Source organism: Nocardioides sp. LHD-245 (genome assembly GCF_030929495.1).
In the GTDB taxonomy this organism is placed as follows: Bacteria; Actinomycetota; Actinomycetes; order Propionibacteriales; family Nocardioidaceae; genus Nocardioides.
In genome coordinates this window covers 1-20,239 of the sequence record NZ_JAVFWN010000015.1, presented here as the reverse complement: position 1 = coordinate 20,239, position 20,239 = coordinate 1, and the positions used below count along the sequence as shown (strand labels likewise).

Annotated in this window: 19 protein-coding genes and 1 pseudogene; 8 read left to right on the top strand and 12 right to left on the bottom strand. The window is 71.9% G+C overall.

The window, feature by feature from the left end:
* Nucleotides 1–729, bottom strand: coding sequence for a CoA transferase subunit A (locus RB608_RS21040; RefSeq protein WP_308090018.1), 729 nt, complete (start codon nt 727–729; stop codon nt 1–3).
* Nucleotides 730–860: 131 nt separating this feature from the next.
* On the opposite strand from RB608_RS21040, the gene RB608_RS21035 reads away from it, so the two are divergent.
* On the top strand, nt 861–1,610 hold the full coding sequence (locus tag RB608_RS21035) for an IclR family transcriptional regulator (protein WP_308090017.1): 750 nt from the start codon (nt 861–863) through the stop codon (nt 1,608–1,610).
* Nucleotides 1,611–1,618: 8 nt separating this feature from the next.
* Here the strand turns inward: RB608_RS21035 and RB608_RS21030 are convergent, their stop codons facing one another.
* Genes RB608_RS21030 through RB608_RS21010 form a run of 5 tightly spaced genes read right to left on the bottom strand, consistent with a single transcriptional unit; the run spans nt 1,619 to nt 8,583 of the window.
* Nucleotides 1,619–2,749: a hypothetical protein gene (locus tag RB608_RS21030; protein ID WP_308090016.1), complete on the bottom strand. Its 1,131-nt coding sequence runs from the start codon at nt 2,747–2,749 to the stop codon at nt 1,619–1,621.
* Between the two features lie 47 nt (nt 2,750–2,796).
* Nucleotides 2,797–5,007 carry a N,N-dimethylformamidase beta subunit family domain-containing protein gene (locus RB608_RS21025; protein ID WP_308090015.1) on the bottom strand — a complete coding sequence of 737 codons (2,211 nt, stop codon included), beginning with the start codon at nt 5,005–5,007 and terminating at the stop codon, nt 2,797–2,799.
* Between the two features lie 48 nt (nt 5,008–5,055).
* Nucleotides 5,056–6,054 (bottom strand): ABC transporter permease, encoded by a 999-nt coding sequence (locus tag RB608_RS21020; RefSeq protein ID WP_308090014.1) that lies wholly within the window; start codon nt 6,052–6,054, stop codon nt 5,056–5,058.
* The gene (locus tag RB608_RS21015) at nt 6,051–7,580 is read right to left on the bottom strand and encodes a sugar ABC transporter ATP-binding protein (RefSeq protein ID WP_308090013.1); all 1,530 of its coding nucleotides are present in this window, start codon (nt 7,578–7,580) and stop codon (nt 6,051–6,053) included. The genes RB608_RS21020 and RB608_RS21015 overlap by 4 nt, the downstream gene beginning before the upstream one ends.
* 13 nt (nt 7,581–7,593) lie before the next feature.
* Nucleotides 7,594–8,583, bottom strand: coding sequence for a sugar ABC transporter substrate-binding protein (locus tag RB608_RS21010; protein ID WP_308090012.1), 990 nt, complete (start codon nt 8,581–8,583; stop codon nt 7,594–7,596).
* A 209-nt stretch (nt 8,584–8,792) separates the two neighbouring features.
* Between RB608_RS21010 and RB608_RS21005 the strand changes: the two genes are divergently transcribed.
* Nucleotides 8,793–9,512: a helix-turn-helix transcriptional regulator gene (locus tag RB608_RS21005; RefSeq protein WP_308090011.1), complete on the top strand. Its 720-nt coding sequence runs from the start codon at nt 8,793–8,795 to the stop codon at nt 9,510–9,512.
* Here RB608_RS21005 and RB608_RS21000 read toward each other — a convergent pair.
* From RB608_RS21000 to RB608_RS20990, 3 genes are all read right to left on the bottom strand, one after another.
* Nucleotides 9,500–10,855 carry a hemolysin family protein gene (locus tag RB608_RS21000; protein WP_308090010.1) on the bottom strand — a complete coding sequence of 452 codons (1,356 nt, stop codon included), beginning with the start codon at nt 10,853–10,855 and terminating at the stop codon, nt 9,500–9,502. The genes RB608_RS21005 and RB608_RS21000 overlap by 13 nt on opposite strands.
* An 86-nt stretch (nt 10,856–10,941) precedes the next feature.
* Nucleotides 10,942–11,556, bottom strand: coding sequence for a GNAT family N-acetyltransferase (locus RB608_RS20995; protein ID WP_308090009.1), 615 nt, complete (start codon nt 11,554–11,556; stop codon nt 10,942–10,944).
* A gap of 90 nt (nt 11,557–11,646) precedes the next feature.
* On the bottom strand, nt 11,647–13,050 hold the full coding sequence (locus RB608_RS20990; RefSeq protein ID WP_308090008.1) for an MFS transporter: 1,404 nt from the start codon (nt 13,048–13,050) through the stop codon (nt 11,647–11,649).
* A 139-nt stretch (nt 13,051–13,189) separates the two neighbouring features.
* Here RB608_RS20990 and RB608_RS20985 point away from each other — a divergent pair, with 139 nt between their 5' ends.
* The 6 genes from RB608_RS20985 to RB608_RS20960 all read left to right on the top strand — a co-directional run bounded on the left by RB608_RS20985 (nt 13,190) and on the right by RB608_RS20960 (nt 18,918).
* Nucleotides 13,190–13,507, top strand: coding sequence for a metal-sensitive transcriptional regulator (locus RB608_RS20985; RefSeq protein WP_308090007.1), 318 nt, complete (start codon nt 13,190–13,192; stop codon nt 13,505–13,507).
* 27 nt (nt 13,508–13,534) lie between these two features.
* Entirely contained in the window at nt 13,535–13,753 is a 219-nt protein-coding gene (locus RB608_RS20980; RefSeq protein ID WP_308090006.1) for a heavy-metal-associated domain-containing protein, read from the top strand.
* Nucleotides 13,750–14,697: a hypothetical protein gene (locus RB608_RS20975; protein ID WP_308090005.1), complete on the top strand. Its 948-nt coding sequence runs from the start codon at nt 13,750–13,752 to the stop codon at nt 14,695–14,697. The genes RB608_RS20980 and RB608_RS20975 overlap by 4 nt, the downstream gene beginning before the upstream one ends.
* Nucleotides 14,698–14,734: 37 nt before the next feature.
* Nucleotides 14,735–16,975, top strand: a complete 2,241-nt coding sequence (locus tag RB608_RS20970; protein ID WP_308090178.1) for a heavy metal translocating P-type ATPase — start codon at nt 14,735–14,737, stop codon at nt 16,973–16,975.
* Between the two features lie 302 nt (nt 16,976–17,277).
* A complete protein-coding gene (locus RB608_RS20965; RefSeq protein ID WP_308090004.1) occupies nt 17,278–18,150 on the top strand; it encodes an amidohydrolase family protein in 873 nt (290 codons plus the stop codon).
* A 90-nt stretch (nt 18,151–18,240) separates the two neighbouring features.
* On the top strand, nt 18,241–18,918 hold the full coding sequence (locus RB608_RS20960) for a glyoxalase (RefSeq protein WP_308090003.1): 678 nt from the start codon (nt 18,241–18,243) through the stop codon (nt 18,916–18,918).
* Here the strand turns inward: RB608_RS20960 and RB608_RS20955 are convergent.
* The 3 genes and pseudogenes from RB608_RS20955 to RB608_RS20945 form a co-directional block, all read right to left on the bottom strand.
* Nucleotides 18,855–19,433, bottom strand: a complete 579-nt coding sequence (locus RB608_RS20955) for a TetR family transcriptional regulator (RefSeq protein ID WP_308090002.1) — start codon at nt 19,431–19,433, stop codon at nt 18,855–18,857. The genes RB608_RS20960 and RB608_RS20955 overlap by 64 nt on opposite strands.
* Nucleotides 19,434–19,568: 135 nt before the next feature.
* On the bottom strand, nt 19,569–19,934 hold the full coding sequence (locus tag RB608_RS20950) for a hypothetical protein (protein WP_308090001.1): 366 nt from the start codon (nt 19,932–19,934) through the stop codon (nt 19,569–19,571).
* A gap of 188 nt (nt 19,935–20,122) precedes the next feature.
* Nucleotides 20,123–20,239: pseudogene (locus tag RB608_RS20945) on the bottom strand (IS630 family transposase); the annotation flags it as partial.

Sequence of the window (20,239 nt, the reverse complement as noted above, 5' to 3'; positions counted from 1 at the left end):
TCAGGCTCCCACTCCGGCGTCGGCCGCCGCGTCGATGCGCGGGCGGACGATGCGCTGTTCGATGTCCTTGGGTCGGTCGCTGGCGAGGACGGTGACGTCGACGAAGATGCCGGGCGTCATCACCTCGTCGGGGTCGAGGAAGCCGTCGAGGACGGTCTCGGCCTCGGCGATGCAGACCCGCCCGCTCATCGCGACGAGCGGGTTGAAGTTGCGCGCGGTCGCGCGGTACCGCAGGTTGCCCTCCGCGTCGGCGGTGTTGGCGTGGACCAGCGCGAGGTCGGCGACGATGCCGCGCTCGAGGACGAACGTCTCGCCGTCGAAGGTCTCGTGCGGCTTGCCCTCGGCGACCTCGGTGCCGACGCCGGTGCGGGTGTAGAAGCCGGCGATGCCGGAGCCGCCGGCCCGCAGCCGCTCGGCGAGGGTGCCCTGCGGGCAGAACTCCACCTCGAGCGCGCCGTCGAGGTACTGCTTCGCGAACAGCTTGTTCTCACCGACGTACGACGCGATCACCTTGCGCACCTGGCTGTTCTCCAGGAGCACGCCCAGGCCCTTGCCGTCGACGCCCATGTTGTTGGAGACGATCGTCAGGTCGCGCACGCCGCTGTCGCGCACCGCCTCGATCAGGTCACGCGGGATGCCGCAGAGGCCGAACCCTCCGACCGCGATCGTCATCCCGTCCCGGACCCGCTCGGCCACCGCTGTCCGCGGATCCGCCGCCAGCTTCCTCATCGCGCACTCCTGCTCGTCTGCTCACCGGATGACCCCAGTTCACCGCTCGCCACCCCCCGAGGACAAGGAAGTGATCACTCGGCGGATGCCCACGATTGTCGGCGTCCACTGAGTGGACGTACCATCGAGACGTGCAACGGGCACCCGGAGTCGTCGAGAAGGCCGCCGCGCTGCTGCGTGCGCTCTCCGCCACCGAGTCCGGCGCGACCACCACCGAGCTCGCGACGAGCACCGGGCAACCCCGCGCGACCACCCACCGGCTGCTCGAGTCGCTCGCCACCGAGGGGCTCGCCGACCGCGACCCCACCACCGGACGCTGGTACCTCGGCCCCGAGACCTATGTCCTCGGCGTGGCAGCCGCGGCCCGCTACGACCTGACCAACGAGGCGCGGGCGAGCGTGCACCGGCTGGCGAAGGAGACCGGCGAGAGCGCGTTCTTCTCGGTGCGGCGCGGCGACGAGGTGGTGGTCCTGCTCCGCGAGGACGGCGACTTCCCCGTCCGCTCCTACGTCCTCTACGAGAGTGCCCGTTTCCCGCTCGCGGTCGTCTCGGCCGGCCTCGCGATCCTCGCCCACCTGCCCGCCCGCGACGTGGACGCCTTCTTCACCCGCTCCGACCCGACCGCCGAGTGGGGGCCGCAGCACGCCGAGACGCGCGTGCGCAAGCGCCTCGCCGCCACCCGGCGCACCGGCTGGTCCCTCAACGCCGGCCACGTCGTCGAGGGCTCCTGGGGCATGGCCGCCGCCGTCTTCGACAAGGCCGGGCGCCCCGAGTGGGCGCTGACCCTCACCGGCGTCGAGCAGCGGTTCCGGGCCGACCGGCAGCCGGCGCTGGGCCGACTGCTGCTCGAGGAGGCGCACCGGCTGTCCCGGCTGGCCTGAGCATCGGCTCAGCGACGGCGGACCCGGCGGGCCAACCAGCCCGCTGCCCCCACGCGCGCTGCGCCCACCGGGGCGGCTGCGCCGGGAGCGGCTGCCCGGCCGGTCCGTTGGAGGCCCGCCGCCACGCCGACGCCCACCCGGGCGGCGAGATCGGGATCAACCTCCGCGGGGACCACCGTCGCGTCGGCGCCGGTGAGGGGGACCGCGGTCAGGGACGCGAGGTCGCCGTGGACCCGTACGTCGAGGGCGCGGATGTTGTCGGCCATCTCGGCGGCCACCTCGTTGGCTCGGACGACGGCCCAGTCGGGGGTCACGATCCGAACCTCGTCGCTGCGAGGGACGCGGCCCTTGAGGTGGTTGCCGATGTCGATCAACACCCGCGCATGCGACTCGGGGCGCAGGCCGGCCCCGCGGTACTGGACGTTGAACTGCCGGATCACCTCCGCCTCCGCGGCGGTGAGCGATCGGTTCTCCAGCGCCTCCTTGGCCGCCAGGGTGCCGGTGGTCAGCCCCAGCAGGTCCTCGAACGCGCGGGGCAGGAACTGTCGATCGGTGGGATCGAGAACGACCACGACGACGCGGTCCGTCCCGATCCGCTCGGCCCAACGCGTCACCAGCGCGTCGTGGCGGTGGCGCAGCCAGAACTGACGGGGAGCCGGGCGCGGGTGCTCGGGATCGAAGATCGAGCGCAGCCACTCGTCGTACCCACGGCGGCCGCCGCTCTGCAGTCCCTGCTGGTACTGCGAGGACAGGATGCGGGCCAACGGCCGCAGGGTGACCACCACCCAGAGATCCTCACGACCGATGCGGTCGAGGATCTCGTCGACCTGGTCGTCGGTGGCGTCGGAGAGGAACTCGCTGCTGAACAGCCGCCGGTGCGGACCGGGCGAGCGGAGCTCGGCCACGACCCGCTCCCAGCGACGCTCGGCCGCGGCCGCGTCCGATCCCACGACGAGTCGACGCGTCACCCAGCGCGCGGCGGACGCGTCGTGCCGCCCGCGCGACAGGTACCGGACGCCCTGGGCCTCCAACTCGCCGCGCGCCTGGTGCAGGCTGCTCTGCAGTGCGGTGGTGCCGGTCTTGTGTGGACCCACGTGCAGGATGCGCGCGCCCGCTGGAAGGGGATCGATGGTCGTCACGCCACCAGGCTATCGAGCGGGATCCGGCCCGGCGGCTCTCGACGGAGTCAGGTCCCGGCTCGCGTGGCGACGAAGCGGTCGATGACGTTCTCGGTCATCCGCGAGACGCCGTTCTCGGTGCCGTTCTCCAGCAGCGAACCCGACCACGCGATCGAGCCCGTGCTGAACACCTCGCCGCCCCCGGGGGTACGGAAGTAGACGATGTCGGCGTGGACCTCGGGGTCCTGCTCACCACCGCCGTGGTCGGGCAGGTTCATGCCGATCTCCTCCAGGACCCGCTGGTAGAAGTTCGAGTGGCCGCGCGAGGAGGCCAGCACGACGGCGTGCTCGGGCGTGCCCAGGCTGACGTCGGCGCGGTCGATCTCGTCTCCGGCCGCGCCCCCCATGACGGCGCCGTACGCACCGATCGGATCCTCCTCCACCCCCTCGAAGACCCAGGACCACCGCGGGTCGGAGGCCGCCTCGGCCCGGTGGTACGGCTCGGAGCGCCCCCAGCCCTGGGCGGCGAAGCCGACCCCGGAGAGCACCTGCGGGGCACGCCCACGGTGCCGCCACAGCCCGCCCGGCAGCCCGGTCGACATCAGGGTCAGCTCCCCGGGGTAGGACTCCCAGCAACGGATGCCGGCGTGGCCACGACGGATCTCGGCGACGAGCGGCGCGGTGCTGAGGAGACCGGTCACCCAGTACCAGCCGTTGCCGCCGAGATAGAGCAGCCCGCCGCCGGCGTCGCGGTACTCCAGGAGGCCGTCGAGCATCTCCTCCGTGGTGTACTCCGGATGGGAGCCGGAGATCACGGCGGCATAGGGCGCGAGGTACGCCGCCCCCCGCTCGTGCACCTCGAGGTCGGTGACCACGTCGCAGTCGATGCCGCGCCGGGCGAGCCACTCGACGAGGTACATGTCCGAGGAGAACGACCGGCCCGCGTCCACCAGCCACATCCGGTAGCCGCGCCGCATGTTGACGATCTGACGACGGGCGGACGACAGCATCACGCCGCTGCCGTCGGGGTGGGTGTCGTACATCGAGAGGCCGAAGGACGCGTCACCGACGTGGGCGTGGTCCGCGGACTCGACGACCACCTCCTGGTCGGTCATCGCGCTCGGGTCGAGCCCGTTGAAGAGCGCCTCGTTGGCATAGGCCAGGTAGGTCAGCGTCGGCAGGACCACGAGCACCTTGCTCCGCGGGTCCTCGGCCCGTGGCACGACGGTGATCGGTACGACGTCCGAACCGTCCTCGTTCTCCACGACGACGCCGTAGACGCCGCTCGGCAGGTCCTCGGGCAGTGCCGCCTCGAGGGCCTCGTCCCAGCCGGCGTCCAGCAGGTCGGTGCTGTGGAAGTGCGCCGCGGCGTACTCCGCGGGAGCGTCGTTGAAGTCGAGCGCACGACCGGTGAAGCGCCGACCGGTGACGCCGCGGGCAGGACCGTTGACCAGCGTGCCGTGCGGCTGCCGAGCAGCGACCGCAGCCGCCAGCGACGGCTCCTCGCCGTGCCGGAAGGAGAGGTCCCAGGCGGCGACCAGCTCGAGGTCGGAGAGCTCGACATCGCCGGTGACGACCGCAGCCGCCTGGGCCGCGCTGATCGCGGCGACGCAGACGAACGGGTCCTCCAGCTTGCCGTTGAACCCGTCCTGCGCCCGACCGCGCGCCCCGTTCTCCCCGGGTACGACGTCGCGGCCGTCGCGCGCGCCGACGGTGACCGGGCCGCGCGGCACGAAGGGACCGAACGACCCGTCGGCCACCACCTCGTCGGTCCGGCCGCGCACCCGGTCCACCGCCGTGACCGTGATCCGGGCCGCGCCCGGCTCGAGGCTGGCCACCACGAGGTGCCAGGTGTGGTCGTTCAGGCGCGGCCCCGTGACGAGCACGGTCCCGGCCTCGTCCACGACCGTCGGGCAGCCGTCGTGCAGCGCGAGGGTCGGTCCGCCGGCCAGCGACACCAGCGCCTGGACCGGAGCCGCCGCGTGGTCGGCGGACCACACGAAGGCGCCCAGGCTGAGTGTCGGGGTGCCGTCCGGGGCCGCCGGCGCGAGCTCGCCGAGCAGGAACGAGCCGACACAGGTCTCCTGCGGCGACGCGTCGTACGAGCCTGCCGCCGACCACGCGACGTCCTCGTCGAGCGCGGTGTCGCCGGCGTCCGCGCTGCGCATCCGGACGAGCCGGACCGCGACGGGGGAGGTGGCGTCGACGTGCAGTCGCAGCGTCTGGCCGCGCTCGTAGGACAGGGCGTCGGTGTAGGCACGAACCGGGAGGGTGGACATGGGGAGGCTCCTTGGTTTCCGAGAGGACGGGTACGGGACGAGCGAGGATCAGCCGCGCCGGCGCGCGGCGACGGCCACGGCCTCGAGCGCGGCGGCCACGACGAGGACGGCGCCGGTGACCATGCCGGCGACCTCGGGGCCGTAGTTGAGGAGGGTGAGTCCGTTCTTCAGGACCGCGATCAGCCAGACGCCGACCAGGACCCGCCACATGCTGCCCCGCCCGCCGGTGAACGGGATCCCGCCGAGCAGGACCGCGGTGAGCACGGTGACCTCGAACCCGACGCCCAGCGTGCCGGACGGCGCGCTGTCGAGGCGGGCGATCTGGAGCAGGGCCGCGAGCCCCACGGCGAGACCGACGACGGCGTACAGGGCCAGGACCGTTCCCTTGACCCTGATGCCGACCAGGAAGGCGGCGCGCGCGTTGACGCCGATCGCCTGGATGTGGCGCCCCAGCGGGAGCAGCGCCATCACGGCGACCGCGACGACGCACACGACGATCGCGATCCAGGCGATCCAGGTCAGGCCGAGGAAGCGGCCGATCGCGAAGTCCCCGACGGCGTCGGGGAAGCCGAAGACGGAGTCGGGGGCGAGGTACTGCGCCAGGGCGCGCCACGCGGCGAGGCCACCGAGCGTCACCACGATCGGGGACATCTCGAAGACGCCGATCAAGACACCGTTGAGGGTGCCGACCACCAGGCCGACCAGCAGCCCGACGACCAGACCGGCGACCACCCCGTGCTCGGTGAACGCCAGGCCGGCGCTGACGCCGGCGAGCGCCATCATCGAGCCGACCGACAGGTCGGCGTACCCGGCCATCAACAGCATCGCCGCCGCGGCCGCGACGATGAAGACCGCCGCGTTCTGGGTGAGCACGGCTGCCAGGTTGTCGAAGGTCAGGAAGTTGCTGGTCGCGACCGAGAAGTACGCCATCAGCAGCACCGTCGCGGACGGCATCACCCAGCCGACGACCGCGCTCGTGCGCGACGTACGACGGCGCGGCAGCGCGGCTTCGGACGGGGCGGCCAGGGTGGTGGGCGGGGTCGTCACGAGGCGACGCTCCTCTCGGTGGCGGCGGGTTGGGCGAGGGCGACCAGGGCGGACTCCGCGAGATCGGCGGGTCCCACGTGGACGACCCGTCCCTCGACCAGGACGACGACCCGGTCGGCCAGGGCCACGACCTCCTCGGGGTCACTGGTCGCGAAGAGCACGGCGGCACCGGCCTCGGCCGCCCAGGACCGGACCAGGGCATAGATGTCGTGGCGGGCGCCGATGTCGACCCCTTGGGTGGGCTCGTCGAGCAGCAGCAGTCGCGGACGCCCGAGCCCGCAGGTCCACCGCGCCACGGCGATCTTCTGGGCGTTGCCGCCCGAGAAGCCGTCGGCGGGCTGGGCGGCCACGGGTGGCACCAGGTCGACCGTGTCGACCATCCGGGAGAAGACCCGGTCCTCCCGACGGCGGCTGCGCACGGTCCGGCGGCCCGCGAGGCGGCCGAGGTGCGGCATCAGCATGTTCTCGAGCGCGCTCATGCTCCCGAAGAGGGCCTGGGCCTTGCGGTCCGACGGCACCAGCGCGACCCCGGCCCGCTGCGCGGCGCGGGGCGAGCCCAGCCGGGCCGGGGCGTGGTCGAGCTCCAGCGCGCCGGTGCGCAGCGGCCGCACACCGGCGATCGACTCGAGCAGGTCGGTGCGTCCCGAGCCGAGCAGGCCGAAGAGGCCCACCACCTCACCCGACCTCACCTCGAGGTCGACCGGACCGGTGAAGCCGGACGCCACGTCCGCCAGCCGCAGCACGACCTCGTCACCGACGGTCGTGCGGTCGCGTCCACGCTCGATCGCCGCGTCCGGCGAGATGCCCTCGACCAGGTCGGCCAGGTCGAGCTCGGCCCGCGGACGCGTCCAGTGCACCAGACCGTCGCGCAGGACGGTCGCCCGGTCCGCGACCTCGAGCACCTCGCCGAGCAGGTGGGTGACGTAGACGACGGCGATCCCGCGTGCGGCGAGCCGGCGGACCAGGGCCAGCAGCGCCTCCACCTCGTGGGCGCCGAGCGCCGCGGTCGGCTCGTCGAGGATCAGCACGCGCGGCTCGAGCCGGACCGCGCGGGCGATCTCGACCATCTGCTGGGCCCCGACGCTGAGCCCCTCGACGGGAGCGCGTGGGTCGAGGTCGAGACCCAGCTCACCGAGGACGGCGCTCGCCTCCCGCTCCTGGCGACGGCGATCGACCGCACCCCCCGGTCGACGCAGCTCGCGGCCCAGGAAGATGTTGTCGGCGACCGACAGCGGCCCGATCAGCTGGAAGTGCTGGTAGATGATCGCGATGCCGGCGTCGAAGGCCCGGCGGGGGGTGAAGCCCTCGTAGCGCTCCTCCCCGATCGTGATGGTGGCGCGGTCGGGGTGGACGGCCCCGCTCAGGCAGCCCAGGAGCGTGGACTTCCCCGCTCCGTTGGCACCCAGCAGTGCGTGCACCTCGCCGAAGCCGAAGACGATGTCGATGCCCTTGAGCACCCGGTTCGCGTCGTACGACTTGTGGAGGTCCTCGATCCTCAGACCCGGCAGGGCCGTCTCCCCGTGCATGTCGGCCGCCGCGTCAGCCGTTGAGCTGGCCGAGCAGCTCGTCGATGGTCGCGTCGTCACCGGTCTTGGCCAGCACGGCCGGCGTGAGCGAGCTCGTCTCACCGTCGCCGGTGATCGCCGCGAGGGAGTTGTCGACGATGTCGTGGGCCAGCGAGAGCACCTCGAGCGCGGCCGTGGTGCGGAAGGCCCCCTCACCCGGGTCCTTGATGTTCTCCAGCGCCTCGGGAGCGCCGTCGGAGCCGGCGATGTAGACGTCGTCGGCGCTGAGACCGGCGTTCTCGAAGGCCTTCTGGGCGCCGAGCGCGGCATCGTCGTTGAGCCCGATGAACACCCGGAGGTCCGGGTTCTCCCGCAGCGCGTCCTCGGCGATCTGCAGACCACAGGCCTGGTCGGCGCAGTCCTGCATCGAGACCACGGGGACGTCGAGCTGCTTCAGGGCGGCCTCGGGCTTCTCCCAGCGGCCGGTGATCGTGGTGAGTGCCTTGAGCGTGGTGATCGCGGCCGAGATGCCGCCGTGCGGGTGGTGCTCCTCGATCCAGGCCGACATGTCGTCGGCGACGATCGTCCCGGCCTGCTCGCTGTCGAAGCCGACGCCACCGTCCTCACCCTCCATCGGAGAGGCGTAGGTCAGCCACTTGATGTCCTGCTCCTGCGCCTGGCTCTGCAGATTGGTGAAGGCCGAGGGGTCCACGGGGAAGAGCAGGATGGCGTCCACCTTCTGGGTGATCCAGCCCTCCACCGTCGCCCGCTGGCTCTCGAGGTTGCTGGCCGTGGTGTTGTCGAGGAGGAACTCGATGCAGCCCTTCTCCTCGGCGTACTCGGCGGCCATCCGCTTGATCGCCTTCGGGGCCGCGGCCTCGCCCACGGGGTGGCTGAAGCCGATCGTGTACGACGTCTCGCAGCCGGCCAGGGACGTGCTCTCCTGACTGCAGGCGGTCAGGCCCGCCCCGGCGGCGAGCAGGCTGGTCACGACGGCGATCCAGCGGGAGGAAGTGCGGCGCATGGTCTCTCCTCGGTATCCCGTGGCCCCGATCCCGGGGCCGTTGGACGAGACCGTAGGAGAGCCGCCGGGCCACCGGTATCGGTAGATCGACGTAATTGGACTCAGAAATGGTCCTTTTCTGAGGCGTCACCGGAATCGCGTCACACCAGCGCAGCCGATCGCACGCGACGGCAATGCGGTCGAAACAATGGACCCTTACACTGGGTGACGTGTATCACACGAGTTTCGACGATCTCGTCGAGCTGGCCTCGGCCACCTCGGCCGGCGACAAGTGCCGTCGACTTGGGGAGTACATGCTGCGGAGCACCCAGGCCTCCGCCATCGGGCTGATGGCGGTCTCGGCCGAGGACGGCTCCCATCGCGAGATGCTCAACCTCGAGTACCCGCCCGAGACCGCCCGGCACCACCTGACTGCCCGCTACACCCGTCACTGCGACGGTCTCCGGCAGATCTTCCGCCAGCCGGAGCGGATGCACTGCTGGGAGGACCTGCCGCACTTCCGGGAGAGCTACGAGGCCCAGTCCGTCTACGGCCCGGCCGGGTTCCGCAACGGGACCTCGATCGTGCTCCTGTCACCGACGGGACGCAGCATCGCGCTGCTGCACGTCAGCGTGCGGGACCCGCTGATCGGCGCCGAGACCAGGGCCGCGATCCTCGCCGTACGACCGGTCCTGACCGCGTGGGCGGCGATCCTCGCCCGCTTCGACGCCGCTCGGCTCAGCGCGCGGGAGCGTCAGGTGCTGGCTCTGATCCGCGACGGCCTGTCGAACGCGCAGATCGCCGAGGAGCTGGTGCTCGCTCCGCGCACGGTGACCACCCACGTCGAGAGCATCCTGCGCAAGCTGGCGGCGAGCAACCGCACCGAGGCGGCCGTGCTCGCGGAGCGCTGGGGACTCCTGCCGTCGGGCGGTGTGGATCAGCCGCGCTGATCGGCCACGTCGGTCGAACCGCCGTCGGGTCCGTCGGCCTGACCCCCGGACGCGGACGGCTCCAGGTCGATCTCGACCTGCGTGATCCGCCGCCCCTCGACCGCGGCCACCCGCAGCAGGGCGCCGCCGACCTCGACCCTGTCGCCGACCTCGGCGACCCGGCCGAGCCGGGCGAGCAGGTAGCCCGCCACCGTCTCGTAGTCGCCGTCCGGGAGCTCGACGCCGGTCTCCTCGGCGACGTCCTCGATGGTCAGCCCGCCCGATACGAACGTGGGACCCGCCGGACCGCCCGAGCGGCGGACCAGGAGGCCGTCGGGCTCCTGGTCGTACTCGTCGCGGATGTCGCCGACGATCTCCTCGACCAGGTCCTCGAGGGTCACGATGCCGTCGGTGCCGCCGAACTCGTCGACGACGATCGCCAGGTGCGTCCCCTCCTTGCGGAGCAGCACGACCGTCGGCAGCACCTTGTTGGTCCCGGGCAGGTGCAGGACGTCGCGGCGGACGTCGTCGACCATCCGGTGCGTGCCGTGGTCACCGAGCAGGTCGCGCACGTGCACGAAGCCGGTGATGTCGTCGAAGTCCTCGCCGATCACGGGGAAGCGGGAGTACGGCTGGTCGGCCACCCACGCCGCGGCCTCGGCCAGGGGCATACTGCCGCGCACGAAGGCGACGTCACCACGCGGCCGCATGACCTCCTTGAGGTTGCTCCGGGTCGCGGCGAAGACGTCGCCGAGGATCTGCCGCTCCTCGACCGCGAGGCCCTCGTGGCTGGCGACGATCTCGCGCAGCTCCTCCTTGCTCACCTCCTCCGACGTCGCGTCGGGGTCACCGCCGAGCAGCCGCACGAGGGCGTTGGTGGAGACGGAGAGCAACCAGATGACCGGGCGCATCACGGTCGCGAACCGGTCGAGGACCGGCCCGGTCAGCATCGCCACCCCGGCGGCGCGCTGCAGCGCGAGCCGCTTGGGGACCAGCTCGCCGAGCACCAGCGAGAGATACGCGATCAGCAGGGTCATCACGACCAGGGCGACCGTGTCCGCGGCATCCGGCCCGAGTCCCAGGTCGACGAGGTAGGGCGCCACGTCCGGCGCGAGAGTCGATCCGCCGTACGCCGCCGAGAAGAAGCCGGCGAGGGTGACCCCGATCTGGACCGCCGACAGGAAGCGGTTGGGATCGCGAGCGATCGCGGCGACCCGCTGGCCGCGGGCGCCGCGCTGCGCGAGCTGGTTGACCTGGGAGTCCCGCAGCGAGACGAGCGCCAGCTCGGTGGCCGCGAAGACGCCGCCGACGAGGACGAAGGCCACGACGAGGCCGAGGTTCAAGAAGGTCTGGGTGTCGATCATCGCCGTTCACCTGCCCGCGGCGCGACAGGTGAACGGAAAGGACATCGGGACTCATCCATGGCGGGATCTTAGAAGTCGACCGCCGGTCACCGCACGGGTGGGCAGGCGTGGTCCGAGGAGTGGTCCGCAGATCCGCGCCGGCGGCGGTCCGGCGAGACGCCCGCACGCAGCACCATCACCACGACGTCCGGGCCCTCCTCCCCGGCTGCTTCGCGCAGCCAGGCCGGCCGCAGCGTGAGCACCTCGGTCCATCCGCTCCGGCGATAGAGGGCCAGCGCCGCGGGGCGCATCGGCAGGACCTCGAGGCACGGGCGGAGACCGGCCGCGCGGATGTCGCCGACGATCGCGTCGAGCAGCAGTTCGCCCAATCCCCTCCCGCGCGCGTCGGCGCCGACGAACAGGGTGCTCACCCAGCCGAGGGCGTCGACGGGGCAACCATGGGCATCGGCGCACGCATCGTTGAGCGCAGCGGCGTCGTGGAAACCGGCGGCCGGCCCGGTCCGGCACACGTGGCCGACCGGGCGGCCGCCGAGCTCCGCGGTCCACGCCGACAAGGCGTCGTCCGCATGGAGGAACTGCTCGACGGGCATCGGCAACGGGTCCCGGAACGGGTAGCGCGTCATAGGCTGCTGGGCGAGCAGCACCTCGGCCAGAGCCGGCAGATCATCCGCACGGCGACGTCGGACACGGACCGGTTCCACCTCCCGATGCTCGCACGACCGATCCGGCCAGGGCCGCCGCCGCGCAGCGCAGTGCGCACGCGGCGGCGACCTTGAGAACGTCCCGGCCGGTCACGACCGGTTGCCCCGCATCAGCGCACCGGCGGCCAGGGCACCGACGCCGGCCACCACCGCGGCACCCACGAAGGCGGCGGAGTACCCCTCCGTCAGGGCGGCCGGGTCGCCGAGCCGGTCGGCACCCGCGGCGGCGGCGATCGCGGTCATCACCGCGAGACCGAGCGCGGAGCCGATCTGGTAGCTCGTGTTGACGATGCCCGAGGCGAGTCCGCCCTCCTCCGGCGGCGCGGCCGAGATCGCGGTGCCGAGGGTGGGGATGAAGGCGAGCGACATGCCGAGCGCGGCGACCAGCGAGGCCGGCAGTACGTCGACGGCGTAGCTGCCGTCCGGATCGATCATCGCCAGCCACCCCATGCCCACGGCGAGCAGGGCCAGACCGGTCACGGTGGCGCTTCGGGCACCGATCACGGCGAGCACCCGCGGCGCCAGCACGACCATCCCGACCATGATCAGCAGCGTCATCGGCAGCAGGGCGGCGCCGCTGGGGAAGGCGGTGAAGCCGAGCACCTGCTGGAGGTAGAGGTTCAGGAAGAACCACATCGGGATCCACGCCGCGCCGAGCAGCAGCTGGGCGAGGTTCGCCGCGGCGAGGTCGGGCGCCCGGAAGATGCCGAGCCGGACCAGCGGGTCGCGACCGCGCGCCTGCTGAGCGACGAACGCCCCGATGAGCACGACGCCCGCGGCGAGGACCCACCAGGTGCGCGCGGCGCCCCAACCCACCTCGGGTGCCTGGACGACGGCGTACACCACGGCGGCGAGACCGGCGGTGACGGTGACCGCGCCGACGAGGTCGACGCGTCGCGAGCCGGCGGAGCGTCCACCGGGCATCGAGGCGGGCACCAGGGCGATGATCAGTACCGCGATCGGGATGTTGATGGCGAACAGCCACGGCCAGCTGAGGTACTCGGTGATCACACCACCGAGGAAGACACCTGCCGTGCCGCCGGCGGGAGCGGCGGCGCCGTACAGGGCGAGGGCCTTGGTCAGCTCGCGCGGCTCGCTGCCGAACAGCATCATCAGCAGGGTCAGCGCGGCCGGTGCGATGAGCGCCGCCCCCGCGCCCTGGATCGCTCGGCCGGCGAGCTCGACCTCGACGTTCCCGGCGACGGCCGCCACCAGGGAGCCGGCGGCCAGGACCAGCCAGCCGGCGACGAAGACGTTGCGCGCGCCGAAGACGTCCGACACCTTCCCGCCGAGCAGGAGCAGGCCGCCGAACGCGACGACGTAGGCGTTGAACACCCAGGACAGGTTCTCGGGCGTGAAGCCCAGCTCCCGCTGCATCTCCGGCAGCGCGACACCGATGATCGAGGTGTCCATGATCACCATGAACTGGGCAGCGGCGATGACCGCGAGCCCGAGCCAGCGCCGATCGGTCGCTGGTGCAGTCGTGACTGACATCTGAGGTCTCTCCTTCTTCCGACTTGACTTCATACCCTAGGGGGGTATGGTTTGAGGCGAGTCAGGACGCTACCACGGAATACCGCAGGGGGGTATCCTGTTCAGGCAGGTCGAACCCCAGCACACGAAGGACAGAGCCATGGCACACACCGGATCCGGCGCGGAGCACCAGCACAGCTACATCGCCAATCGCACCAAGGACGACTACCTCAAGCGGCTGCGCCGCATCGAGGGCCAGGCTCGGGGGCTGCAGCGGATGGTCGAGGAGGAGCAGTACTGCATCGACATCCTCACCCAGGTCTCCGCCATGACGAAGGCCCTCCAGTCCGTCGCCCTCGGCCTGCTCGACGAGCACATGGCGCACTGCGTCGTGAACGCCGCCCAAGAGGGGGGTGAGGAGGCCGCGATCAAGCTCAAGGAGGCCTCCGACGCCATCGCCCGCCTGGTCCGTTCCTGACCGACTCTCCAACGAAAAGGAAGACCGATGACCACTCCCGCCCCCACCACCCAGACCTTCACCGTCACCGGGATGACCTGCGGCCACTGCGTCGCCTCCGTCACCGAGGAGGTGCAGGAGATCGCGGGCGTCCAGGACGTCACGGTCGACCTGCCCTCCGGTGCGGTCACCATCCTCAGCGCCGCTCCCCTCGACGAGTCCGCCGTGAAGGCGGCCGTCGAGGAGGCCGGCTACCAGCTCGCATGAACACCCCGACGCGGCTCGCCGGCTTCGGCGTCGTCGCGGCCGTGGTGTTCGGCATCGCCCTTCTCGTGGGTCGGGCGGTCGGACCCGTCGCCGCCAGCGACGCCGACTCGCCCGGCCACGACACCCACGCCGACGCCGCCCCCGCGGGCGACGCCTCGCCGGACTCCGCCGAGACGGAGACCGAGCTCCCAGGAGGACTCATGACATCGCAGGACGGCTACACCCTCACCCTCGACCGGGCCCGGGCCAACCCGGGTGACGCGGTTCCGGTGAGCTTCAGCATCAGCGGCCCCGACGGCGCCCCCGTGACGTCGTACGACGTGCAGCACGAGAAGCAGCTCCACCTGATCGCCGTGCGCCGCGACTTCAGCGGCTTCCAGCACGTCCACCCCACCCTGAGCGGTGGCACCTGGTCGGTCGACCTGGCGCTCACGCCCGGCACGTGGCGGCTGTTCGCGGACTTCAAGGCCACCGACGGCGAGGCGCTCACGCTGGGCACCGACCTCGCGGTCGACGGCAGCTACGAGGCCGCGCCGCCGGCGCAGGAGAGTCGCACCGCGACCGTCGACGGCTACGAGGTCACCCTCGACGGCGACCTGGACGCCGGCGCGGACGCCAAGCTCACGCTCAGCGTCAGCAGGGACGGGAAGCCGGTCACCGACCTGCAGCCCTACCTCGGCGCCTACGGCCACCTGGTCGCGCTGCGCTCCGGCGACCTCGCCTACCTCCACGTCCACCCGGACGGCGAGCCCGGCGACGGTACGACGGAGCCCGGTCCCGACGTCGTCTTCCACACCGCGGTCCCGAGCGCCGGGACCTACCACCTCTACCTCGACTTCCAGCACGACGGCGTCGTCCGCACCGCGGCGTTCACCGTCACCGCCGGTGGCACGGGGGAGAGCAAGCCCCAGGAGCACGGAGAGAGCAGTGGACACGCACACTGACCCCACCCAGCAGCAGGTCGAGCTCGCTCTCACCGGGATGACCTGCGCCTCCTGCGCCAACCGGATCGAGCGCAAGCTCAACAAGCTCGACGGCGTCACCGCGACGGTCAACTACGCGACCGAGAAGGCGAAGGTCTCCTACGCCGAGGGCGTCTCGACCGACGCGCTCGTCGCGGCGGTCGAGGCGGCCGGCTACGGCGCCGCGCTGCCCAAGCCGCCGTCCGCCGAGGGCGGTGCGGACGGCGCCGGTGACGAGGCCGACCCGATCGCGCCGCTGCGCAACCGCCTGGTCGTCTCGGCAGTCCTCTCGGTGCCGGTCATCGCGATGGCGATGGCGCCGGCGCTGCAGTTCGACAACTGGCAGTGGCTCTCGCTGACGCTGGCCGCGCCGGTCGTGGTGTGGGGGGCCTGGCCGTTCCACAAGGCGGCGTGGACCAACCTGCGTCACGGCACGTCCACCATGGACACGCTGATCTCGCTCGGCACGCTCGCCGCGCTCGGCTGGTCGCTCTACGCGCTGTTCTGGGGCACCGCCGGCGTGACCGGCATGACCCACCCGTTCGAGCTCACCATCGAGCGCAGCGACGGCAGCGGCAACATCTACCTCGAGGCCGCCGCGGGCGTCACGACGTTCATCCTGGCCGGCCGCTACTTCGAGCAACGCTCGAAGCGGCGGGCGGGCGCGGCGCTCAAGGCGCTGCTCGAGCTCGGCGCCAAGGAGGTCGCGGTCCTCGGGCCCGACGGCGTCACCGAGACCAAGGTGCCGGTCGAGCAGCTCGCGGTGGACGACCTCTTCGTCGTACGGCCGGGAGAGAAGATCGCGACCGACGGCGTCGTCGAGCGCGGCAGCTCCGCGGTCGACGCCTCGATGCTCACTGGCGAGTCGGTGCCGGTCGAGGTCGGCGAGGGCGACCCGGTGGTCGGCGCGACCGTCAACGCGGGCGGCCGGCTGGTCGTCCGCGCCACGCGGGTCGGCGGCGACACCCAGCTCGCCCAGATGGCGCGCCTGGTCGAGGACGCCCAGAACGGCAAGGCCCAGGTCCAGCGCCTGGCCGACCGGATCTCCGGCATCTTCGTGCCGATCGTCATCGTGCTCGCGGCCGGCACCCTCGGCTTCTGGCTCGGCACGGGCAACGGCCTCGCGGCGGCGTTCACGGCCGCGGTCGCCGTCCTCATCATCGCCTGCCCGTGCGCCCTGGGCCTCGCCACGCCGACCGCCCTCATGGTCGGCACCGGACGCGGCGCCCAGCTCGGCATCCTGATCAAGGGGCCCGAGGTGCTGGAGTCGACCCGGTCGGTCGACACCGTCGTGCTGGACAAGACCGGCACGGTCACCACCGGCAAGATGACGCTGCGCGACGTGATCGCGGGCGAGGGCGAGGACGCCGCCGAGGTCCTGCGGTACGCCGGCGCGCTCGAGGACGCCTCCGAGCACCCGATCGCCCGGGCCATCGCCGACGCCGCGCGCGAGCAGCACGGCGACCTGCCGGCGGTCGAGGACTTCGCCAACGTCGAGGGGCTCGGAGTCCAGGGCGTCCTGCTCGACGGCACGGATCCGGCGGAGGGGGCGAGCCACGCCGTCCTGGTCGGGCGACCGCGGCTGCTGGAGGAGTGGTCCCAGCACCTCTCCCCCGAACTGACCTCGGCGCTCGAGGACGCCCAGCGCACCGGCGGTACGGCGGTCGCGGTGGGCTGGGACGGGCGGGCCCGCGGGGTGGTCGTGGTCGCGGACGCGATCAAGCCGACCTCGGCCACCGCCATCGCCCAGCTGCGCGAGCTCGGCCTGCGGCCGGTCCTGCTGACCGGTGACAACGCCGTCGTGGCCCGGACCGTCGCCGCCGAGGTCGGCATCGACGAGGTCGACGTCATCGCCGACGTACTGCCGGCCGACAAGGTCGACGTCGTCAAGCGGCTGCAGGGCGAGGGCAAGGTCGTCGCCATGGTCGGCGACGGCGTCAACGACGCCGCCGCGCTCGCCCAGGCCGACCTCGGCCTGGCCATGGGCACCGGCACCGACGTGGCCATCGAGGCCAGCGATCTCACCCTGGTCCGCGGCGACCTGCAGGTCGCGGTCGACGCGATCCGGCTCTCCCGCCGGACCCTGGCCACGATCAAGGGCAACCTGTTCTGGGCCTTCGCCTACAACGTCGCCGCCCTGCCGCTGGCCGCCGCCGGACTGCTCAACCCGATGCTGGCCGGTGCCGCGATGGCGTTCTCGTCGGTGTTCGTGGTGTCCAACAGCCTGCGGCTGCGCAGGTTCAGGGCCACCGCCGCCTGAGCCTGGATCCGTGGAAGGGCGCCGTAGCGAGCGGCACCACAGGGGTGTGATGGCAAGGCGCAGACGCGAGGGCAGTCTGGTTGCACTGTTGAGCGGCTGCAACGCCGCCAGCACGCCGCTGTGGAGCCGCGTAGTAGGCGGCCTTCCACGGATCGAGGCTAAGCAGCGGAGCCCACGGTCCCGGTCGCCCCTCGGCGGCCGGGACCGTCGTCGTCCGGACGCGTGATAGCAAGTCCTCCGACACCGGACAGCGGCACCGGACGACCCGCGCCGCCCGGCCGCCCCGACCCACGGAGACCCCCATGAGCACCTCCCGGCCGACGATCGTCGACGCCCACGCCCACCTCTGGGATCCGGCCGCGAACCCCTGGTACCCGCGCCTGCACGCCTTCGCCGAGGCGACGGCGAGTCCGTGGCTGCTCGAGCGGCACCGGTACGCCGACTTCGCCGGGCATCACCCGACGGTCACCCTGGCCGGCCTAGTGCACGTGGCGGCGAGCTCGGCACCGCACGCCTATCTCGACGAGGCGCGCTGGCTGGCCGCGGAGCTCGACACCGCTCCCGTGCCGATCGTCTCGATCGGCACGGTCGACCCGGATCTCCCCGCCGCGGAGCTCGTCGCGCACCTGGACCGGCAGGCGGCGTACGACCACCTCCGCGGGATCCGGGTCTTCCCCGGACTCGAGCCGGACGCCCCCGCCACCGCGCCGATCCTGGACTGGCTGGCCGAGCGCGGGCTGGTCTTCGACCTGGTCGCCACTCCCGGATCACTGCCCGCCTGGGGGTCGGTCCTGGCCGCGCGGCCCGGCCTGCGGGTCGTGCTGGAGCACCTCGGCTCGCCGCAGGATCTCAGCCCCGGCGGGCACGCCACCTGGCGGGACGCGATGCGGATTGCGGCCGAGGGGACCGACTGGGTGTGCAAGTTCTCCGGTCTCGGCATGGTGCTGCCGAGTGTCACCGGCGCGACCCTCCGGCCCTGGCTGGAGGGCGCCGTCGCGGCGTGGGGCTGGGACCGGCTCCTCTTCGGCTCGAACATGCCGATCGACGCCCGTCGGGTCCGGCACCCGGACCTGCTGGCCGCGATCGTGCCGCTGGTCGGCGAGCTGGCGAGCGCCGCGGAGGGCGCCCGGTTCTTCGCGGACAACGCCCGCACGGCCTACGACCTCCCGGCCTGACCCGCCCGGACGGTCCTTCCCGCCGGCCCTTCCGGGAGGTCGTCAGGAATCGAGAAGCAGCGGGGTGCCGGCAGGCCTAGCGTCGGGGGCATGAACTCCATCGACACCCTCACCCTCGAGGTGGCCGACCCGGCCGCCGCCCGCGACTTCTACGCCCGCGCCTTCGGGCCGGACCTCCCTCTCGCCTTCCGCGCCGGCCAGTCGCCGACCGACGGCTTCCGCGGCTTCCACATCTCGCTGACCATGGCCCAGCCGGCCGACGTCGACGGGCTGGTCGCGAGCGCCCTGGACGCCGGCGCGACCACGATCAAGCCGGTCACCAAGTCCCTCTGGGGCTACGGCGGCGTACTCCGCGCACCCGACGGCGCGATCTGGAAGGTGGTCAGCTCGTCGAAGAAGAACACCCGTCCGGTCACCCGGGAGATCGAGAGCATCGTGCTGCTCCTCGGCGCGGACGACGTGGCGGCGAGCAAGCGCTTCTACGTCGAGCGCGGCTTCGGCGTCGCGAAGAGCTTCGGCAAGAAGTACGTCGAGTTCGAGCCCGGCGGGGGTGCGGTGACCCTCGGCCTGCTCAGCCGCAAGGCACTGGCCAAGGACGCCGGCGTCGCGATGGAGGGCAGCGGCTCGCACCGGATCACCCTGTCCGACGGCGGTGCCGCCGCGAGCGACCCCGACGGCTTCGCCTGGGAGCCCGCGCTCCCGGCTCAGCGCCAGGCGCCGGACACGACCTCGTCCAACGCCGCGTCGATCAACGCCAGCAACGACTGATCCTCGGCAGCCAGCCAACGACGGTAGGCGTACTCGGCCGCCGCGAGCACGACCTGGACGGCCACACCCGCCCGGACGTCGTCGTCGGGCACGCCCATCCGGCCGGCGGCGAGCGCGACCAGCGCGGCGCGGTCGTCGTCGGCGATCAGGACGACCCGTGCGGCCAGCTCCGGCGCGGTCCGCATCGCCGCCCGCCAGCGCCGCAGCTCCACGTCGGGCACCTCCGCGCTCCGCTCACGGATCACCGCGGCCAACGCCGGCGCGACCGGCTCGTCGTCCGGGCGGGCGGCGTACGTCGCGACGATCTCCGCGCTGCTCACGAGCAGCGGCTGGAGGAGCAGGTCCTCCTTGGCCGCGACATAGCGGAAGTAGGTGCTCGTCGAGACCCCCGCCGCCGCGGCGATCTCTTCGGTCGTGACCGCCGCGAACCCCCGCTCGGCGAACAGCGTCCAGGCCGCGTCCTGGATGTCGCGGCGCACCCGGATCCGGTTGCGCTCACGCAGGGTCAGGGCCACCCGGCGACCCTCCCACGTTGCGCGGCACCTCACAAGTTGACAGAAATTCTCATATTCGGAGAAATCTCCATGGGCCGAGGAGTTGACCGACGAGTTCTATCGCTCAACCTTCGCTTCGGACCTGGCGAGGTTCGCTTAGATGACTCCTAGGCCAACAAACTGCTCCAAAGCAAGGAAGGCCAGCAGGAAGAGGGCCAAGTCGCAGAGGCCCATCTGCACCCGGGGTCCTCCATCCCGTTGCGCCCGGCGACTTCGGTAGGCAGCAGGAAAGAACTTCCAGATCTGACCGCGCGACTTCACGCCGGCGACAAACACCAGTGCTGCGTATGCGAGATCCAAGGATATTGTTCCTCGATAACCTGCGCTACTAAGGAAGAGATAAGTGGCCAGGGGAGCGATGATGCCACCTACCGCATACCACAGAGCCTTGCGGGTCAAGAATGGAACCGACCTGACGACGAGGATCGTGAGCGCAATAACCGCGACCAGGTCGATCGCCACCCGGGCAACAGTGACGCTCAACAGGCTACCCTCTGCATCTAGTCGACCTTTACTCCGAGCACTTCAGCATAGTCTGGATATTTTTCCGCGAGGTACGTGCCTAATCTGGAACCCACCGATTCCTGCCGCCGGTGTCTCGACGATCAGTGTCAGCTGCACCGCAGAAGCACCCGACGACGGCACGCCAGCTAGTGGCGCGGATTTGAAGTTGTTGGACGGTTGGCCTTCTTGAGAATCTCGTCTGCGGTCTTGGTCCAGACGAAGGGGTGGGCGCGCTTGTTCCAGCCCTCGATGTAGGCGCGTAG

Excerpts from the sequence above, each read along its gene's own strand:
- RB608_RS21040 (WP_308090018.1), bottom strand. The coding sequence starts at position 729 with ATGAGGAAGCTGGCGGCGGATCCGCGGACAGCGGTGGCCGAGCGGGTC.
- RB608_RS21025 (WP_308090015.1), bottom strand. The coding sequence starts at position 5,007 with ATGTCCACCCTCCCGGTTCGTGCCTACACCGACGCCCTGTCCTACGAG.
- RB608_RS21015 (WP_308090013.1), bottom strand. The coding sequence starts at position 7,580 with ATGCACGGGGAGACGGCCCTGCCGGGTCTGAGGATCGAGGACCTCCAC.
- RB608_RS21010 (WP_308090012.1), bottom strand. The coding sequence starts at position 8,583 with ATGCGCCGCACTTCCTCCCGCTGGATCGCCGTCGTGACCAGCCTGCTC.
- RB608_RS21000 (WP_308090010.1), bottom strand. The coding sequence starts at position 10,855 with ATGATCGACACCCAGACCTTCTTGAACCTCGGCCTCGTCGTGGCCTTC.
- RB608_RS20990 (WP_308090008.1), bottom strand. The coding sequence starts at position 13,050 with ATGTCAGTCACGACTGCACCAGCGACCGATCGGCGCTGGCTCGGGCTC.
- RB608_RS20985 (WP_308090007.1), top strand. The coding sequence starts at position 13,190 with ATGGCACACACCGGATCCGGCGCGGAGCACCAGCACAGCTACATCGCC.
- RB608_RS20980 (WP_308090006.1), top strand. The coding sequence starts at position 13,535 with ATGACCACTCCCGCCCCCACCACCCAGACCTTCACCGTCACCGGGATG.
- RB608_RS20975 (WP_308090005.1), top strand. The coding sequence starts at position 13,750 with ATGAACACCCCGACGCGGCTCGCCGGCTTCGGCGTCGTCGCGGCCGTG.
- RB608_RS20970 (WP_308090178.1), top strand. The coding sequence starts at position 14,735 with ATGACCTGCGCCTCCTGCGCCAACCGGATCGAGCGCAAGCTCAACAAG.
- RB608_RS20965 (WP_308090004.1), top strand. The coding sequence starts at position 17,278 with ATGAGCACCTCCCGGCCGACGATCGTCGACGCCCACGCCCACCTCTGG.
- RB608_RS20960 (WP_308090003.1), top strand. The coding sequence starts at position 18,241 with ATGAACTCCATCGACACCCTCACCCTCGAGGTGGCCGACCCGGCCGCC.